General features: G+C 43.4%; 4 protein-coding genes. 2 read left to right on the top strand and 2 right to left on the bottom strand.

Going from position 1 to position 6,000, the window contains the following annotated elements:
- Positions 1-66 precede the first annotated feature (66 nt).
- Together glmS and AB4585_RS05860 are read right to left on the bottom strand one after the other, a co-directional pair.
- Positions 67-1,899, bottom strand: coding sequence for a glutamine--fructose-6-phosphate transaminase (isomerizing) (glmS, locus tag AB4585_RS05865; protein ID WP_017061405.1), 1,833 nt, complete (start codon positions 1,897-1,899; stop codon positions 67-69).
- Positions 1,900-2,006: 107 nt separating this feature from the next.
- Positions 2,007-2,777: a DeoR/GlpR family DNA-binding transcription regulator gene (locus AB4585_RS05860; RefSeq protein ID WP_017061404.1), complete on the bottom strand. Its 771-nt coding sequence runs from the start codon at positions 2,775-2,777 to the stop codon at positions 2,007-2,009.
- A gap of 429 nt (positions 2,778-3,206) precedes the next feature.
- Here AB4585_RS05860 and pykF point away from each other — a divergent pair, with 429 nt between their 5' ends.
- Positions 3,207-4,619 (top strand): pyruvate kinase PykF, encoded by a 1,413-nt coding sequence (gene pykF, locus AB4585_RS05855; RefSeq protein ID WP_017061403.1) that lies wholly within the window; start codon positions 3,207-3,209, stop codon positions 4,617-4,619.
- 176 nt (positions 4,620-4,795) lie between these two features.
- Positions 4,796-5,467: a GntR family transcriptional regulator gene (locus AB4585_RS05850; RefSeq protein ID WP_080582236.1), complete on the top strand. Its 672-nt coding sequence runs from the start codon at positions 4,796-4,798 to the stop codon at positions 5,465-5,467.
- Positions 5,468-6,000: the final 533 nt, after the last annotated feature.

Genomic DNA, 6,000 nt, shown 5'->3' with positions numbered 1-6,000 from the left:
GCGCACCATAAAAAAGCCCATCACAGGATGGGCTTCTTATTATCTATATCTTAGGTAAGCTGTCGATTACTCAACTGTTACCGCTTTCGCTAGGTTACGAGGTTGGTCAACGTCGGTACCTTTTATTAGTGCGACATGGTAAGACAGCAGCTGCATCGGTACTGTGTAGTAGATAGGCGCTGTTACTTCACTTACGTGAGGCATCTTGATGATCTTCATGTTCTCATCGCTTTCAAAGCCCGCATCTTCATCAGCGAATACGTAAAGTAGACCGCCACGAGCACGCACTTCTTCAACGTTCGATTTCAGCTTCTCTAGCAAGTCGTTGCTTGGTGCAATAACGACTACAGGCATATCTGCATCGATAAGAGCCAAAGGACCGTGCTTAAGCTCACCAGCTGCGTATGCTTCTGCATGGATGTAAGAGATCTCTTTCAGTTTAAGAGACGCTTCCATCGCGATTGGGTAGAACTCACCACGACCCAAGAACAGTGTGTGATGCTTATCAGCAAAATCAGGTGCCAGTGCTTCAATTTCTTTATCGAACGCTAATGCTTTCTCGATATCAGCAGGCAGTTGGTGAAGTGCTTGAACGATTTCCGCTTCTTTTTCTTCATTGATACGACCTTGTAGACGACCAATTGACGTTACCATCATCAGCATCGCTGCTAGTTGAGTTGTGAAAGCTTTAGTAGAAGCAACACCGATCTCTGTTCCTGCGCGAGTCATGAAGGCAAAATCAGATTCACGAACCAGTGAAGAACCCGCAACGTTACAGATAGTCATTGCAGACATATAACCCTTCTCTTTTGCAAGACGAAGTGCAGCAAGCGTATCCGCCGTTTCACCAGATTGAGACAGAGTCACCAATAGGCTGTTCGGACGAACAACGAAATCACGGTAACGGAATTCAGAAGCAATCTCTACGTCACAGCTTACGCCAGCTAGAGATTCAAACCAGTAACGCGCTGCCATGCCTGAGTTGTAAGACGTACCACATGCGATGATCTGCACGTGTTCAACCTTGCTTAGGATCTCTTCAGCTTTAACGCCGATCGCGTTAGTGATAACCGAAGTGTCAGAGATACGGCCTTCCATTGTATTGATCAGCGCTGTTGGCTGCTCGAAGATCTCTTTCTGCATGAAGTGGCGGTATTGACCTTTGTCACCTGCGTCGTGTTCAGCGTTTGACTCAACGATTTCACGCTCAACACGCTCACCCGCTACATCAAATACCGTAACATCACGACGAGTTACCTCAGCAACATCACCTTCTTCTAGGTACATGAAGCGACGAGTTACGCTCAGTAGCGCCAGTTGATCAGAAGCAAGGAAGTTCTCGCCGACACCAAAACCGATAACGATCGGGCTACCAGAACGAGCTACAACGATACGGCTAGGATCTTTACGATCAACCGCAACCGTGCCGTACGCACCGTCTAATTGTTTTGCTGTTTTCTGTAGCGCTTCAACCAAAGAAGCTGAAGTGCGAAGTTCCCACTCAACTAAGTGAGCAATAACTTCTGTATCCGTTTGTGAAGTAAATACGTAACCACGCTCTTGCAGCATAGCGCGCAGTGCTTCGTGGTTTTCGATAATGCCATTGTGTACAACGGCAATATCACCAGACATGTGTGGGTGTGCGTTCGCTTCAGACGGCTCACCGTGTGTCGCCCAACGTGTATGAGCGATACCTGTACCACCAATCACTTGTTGCTCTTCTACTGCGTCAGCTAGCTCTTGTACTTTACCTAGGCGGCGTACACGAGTTAGGTTAGATTCAGTATCGACTACAGCGACACCAGCTGAATCGTAGCCACGGTATTCTAGACGACGAAGGCCTTCTACTAAAATTTCAGCTACATCACGCTGTGCTACTGCACCAACAATTCCACACATAGTTTCACTCCATCAATTTTGTTTTATTCCTATTGGCAGCAAGCAAAGGCCAAATCTTCATTAAGATCAATCATAGGAAGGTAAATGCATAATACTTAAATTTGTTTTTACGCTGGATCGGTCAGGATCACTCGAACATCATGTGATTCGATACTTGCTTTGGATTCTTCGCCTAAGTCTGTATCGGTAATTAAGATGTCAATGTGTTCCCATGCCAGCTCTAAGTTCGGGATCTTTCGTCCCACCTTTTCCGACTCAACCATCACGATCACTTCTCGTGACACTTCAGCCATTACTTTGCTCAGGCCAACCAGTTCGTTAAACGTGGTTGTGCCTCTATCGAGGTCGATACCATCAGCCCCAATAAATAGTTGGTCAAAATCGTAAGCACGAAGTACCGACTCTGCAACTTTGCCTTGGAAAGAGTCCGAATGGGTATCCCAAGTGCCGCCAGTCATTAATAACGTCGGCTCGCTTTCAAGCTCATTAAGCGCATTAGCAACGTGCAATGAGTTGGTCATAACAACCAAGCCACGCTTAGCATTAAGCTGCTGAATTAGAGCACCGGTCGTACTGCCACTATCGATCACGATGCGGTTATGGTCGCGAATTAAATCTGCAGCGGCTTTTGCCAATGAAATCTTTCGAGTCGAAACTTGTTGACCCAGTTCTTCGTTGACAACCTCTTTCGGTAACGAAATCGCACCACCATAACGGCGTAAAAGCTGACCGTTTTTCTCTAAAGACGCCAAGTCCTTTCTAATAGTGACTTCTGAGGTTTCGAACTTAGCGGATAATTCATCAACACTAACCTCCCCTTTTTCATTCACTAGGTTAGAAATTGCATGTCTTCTGAGCTGGGTGTTTCGTTTCGACATTTAAAAAAGGCCATTAAGTTTCGATATGAAACATATTATAGTTACAACGAAACTATTTAGTCCATTTATTTTGATCCAAAAAATTAATAAATAGCGATAAAACCTTGTCCTAAGACAATTGTTAAGCAGTGATATTGAACTCATTAGGTGGTAGAATCCGCACCCGAAAAGAAAAAAAATTACAAAACTGACTGTTATTTTTTTGCAACTTACCCCCTATATAGTGGGGTAAGTCACAGAAAACCGATATTGAATCAAAATCTTTTAGTCATAAAATGACTAAAATTGATGAAAGACTTACAACTCTGAAGGACATATTGGAAGTCCCGCGCTTTTACACAACAGGCACAAAATGTTGATGTAGCGGACCAATCTTCAGAACTTAAATAAATTTCAAATTGTAACAATACTTACCGGAGAGTACCTTCCATGAAAAAGACCAAAATCGTATGTACGATTGGCCCTAAAACTGAATCTGTAGAGAAGCTAACTGAACTAGTAGATGCTGGCATGAACGTTATGCGTCTTAACTTCTCTCACGGTGATTTCGCAGAGCACGGCACTCGTATCGCGAACTTCCGTAAAGTAATGGAAAACAAAGGTGAGCAACTTGCTATCCTTCTAGATACTAAAGGTCCAGAAATCCGTACTATCAAACTTGAAGATGGTAACGACGTAGATCTAGTAGCTGGTCAAGAGTTCACTTTCACAACTGACGCAACAGTTGTTGGTAACAAAGACGTAGTAGCAGTAACTTACCTAGGTTTCGCTAAAGACCTAACAGCAGGTAACACTATCCTTGTTGATGACGGCCTAATCGAAATGGAAGTTATCGCAACAACAGAAACTGAAGTTAAGTGTAAAGTTCTTAACAACGGTGCTCTAGGCGAAAACAAAGGTGTTAACCTTCCTGGCGTTTCTGTTCAACTTCCTGCTCTTTCTGAGAAAGACAAAGCTGACCTTAAGTTTGGTTGTGAGCAAGGCGTAGATTTCGTTGCTGCTTCTTTCATCCGTAAAGAAGAAGACGTTAAAGAAATCCGTGAGCTTCTAAACGCTAACGGCGGCGAGAACATCCACATCATTTCTAAGATTGAAAACCAAGAAGGTGTAGATAACTTCGATTCAATCCTTGAAGCTTCTGACGGCATCATGGTTGCTCGTGGTGACCTAGGTGTTGAAATCCCAGCTGAAGAAGTAATCTTCGCTCAGAAGATGATGATCGAGAAGTGTAACCGTGCACGTAAGATGGTTATCACTGCAACTCAAATGCTTGACTCTATGATCAGCAACCCACGTCCAACTCGTGCTGAAGCGGGTGACGTTGCGAACGCAATCATGGATGGTACTGATGCAGTAATGCTTTCTGGTGAAACTGCTAAAGGTAAGTACCCAGTTGAAGCTGTTACTATCATGGCTCAAATCGCGAACCGTACTGATTCAGCTCTTAAAGCTGAGCTAGGTTCTCGTCTAGACAGCCCACGTCTACGCATCACTGAAGCAGTATGTAAAGGCGCTGTAGACACAGCAGAGAAGCTAGCTGCTCCTCTAATCGTTGTTGCAACTGAAGGCGGTAAATCTGCACGTTCAGTACGTAAGTACTTCCCAACTGCAAACATCCTAGCTCTAACAACTAACGAAAAGACAGCTGCACAGCTAGTTCTTACTAAAGGTGTTAAGCCAGTTCTTGTTGACTCTATCGAGAACACAGACGCGTTCTACATCAACGGTAAAGAAATCGCTCTACAATCTGGCCTAGGTAACAAAGGCGACATCGTAGTTATGGTTTCTGGTGCTCTAGTAGCTTCTGGTACTACAAACACGGCATCTGTTCACGTTCTATAAGAATGAACCGATTCGCATAAAATATAAAAGAGGGCTTCGGCCCTCTTTTTTTATGAAACAAAATCTTGCCTAACTTTTCAGTACGCTGTATTATCAATCACAATAGAACTACGTACTGTTAACCTCCAACTGACTCTTTCTAAGAGACGGATTAGCAGACTAGAAATCATATATAGATGAGGTTTGTAATGTCTAGTCCTACGCTCACTGACAAAGTATCAAAGATGATTCGCCAAGATATTCTTAATGGTGAGTTAACCCCAGGCCAAAAGCTTGTTGTTGCTGATCTAAAAGCACGCTACAACGTTGGCGCATCCCCTATTCGCGAAGCCTTGGTACAGTTATCTTGGAGCAAATACGTAAAGCTAGAGCCACAAAAAGGCTGCTGGGTATCTCCTGTATCAAAGAAAGAACTGAATGACCTATACGAAAGCCTTCGTGTTGTATCATCGGTTCTGCTTAAAAAAGCGATTGCAGCAGGTGATGAGAGCTGGGAACTGGATGTACTAACGTCTTACCATAAACTATCGCGAGTACAGTACGTATCTGAAGAGTTTGACTGTGTAGAATGGGAAGAGCGCCACCAGCAATTCCATGTCGCACTGCTTGAAGGTGCAGATTCAGAGAACATGTTTAAGTTCTTTGATGACCTAATTAACCAAGTGAAACGTTACCGCTTCCTCGCTATGTCTGCAGAAAGCGCATCTGATGATCTGTTCAATATTGATGAGCACGAAATGATCATGAAACTAGTACTCTCTAAGAATGTAGAACAAGCAACAGAACTGCTTGATCAACACTTACTAGGTTCAATGAAACGAATTGAAGAAGTTATCGAAGCGGCATGATGCCAAGATAGATTCTAACCAAATAAAAACGGAGCCCAGCGGCTCCGTTTTTTTGTTTCCAGTACCACGACTGAACTACCACCCAAAAAACTCTTTGTGATGAGTATTGAGCAGCACAACCATAGGTAAAAAATACAATGCACTAAGTTGAAAGCCAAGAATGGCTAATGTGCCTATGGTTAACCTAACTAAAAAATCGACAAACATACCACGCCTCTTTTAACCAGACTGTATGATCCCCAAACTCTTGCTCCAGCTAACCTAATTCTACTGCTGCCTTTCAAGTTATTGATAAGGCTAGCTAACCAGCTGAATTAAGTTAACGGTGTCATCCTTTTACATCTGGTAAACACTCTATTTATTGCATCGTTTAACACGATGTAATCTGAAGCAAAGTAGTTTACTTACTGTTCATTTTAGCTCAAATTTTCACCAGCATTAGACTTTAGTCTAACTGTATAGATTTTGTGACATAGGTCGCTCAAAAGTGAGATTCCTAATAAAAAGAGGGGAAGGAAAAAGGAGTCGGGCCG

The sequence above is a fragment of the Vibrio sp. 10N.222.49.C9 genome, assembly GCF_041474985.1.
Taxonomy (GTDB): domain Bacteria; phylum Pseudomonadota; class Gammaproteobacteria; order Enterobacterales; family Vibrionaceae; genus Vibrio; species Vibrio crassostreae_C.
The sequence above is the reverse complement of the archived record's forward strand: the minus strand, read 5'-3'. Positions and strand labels throughout refer to the sequence as shown.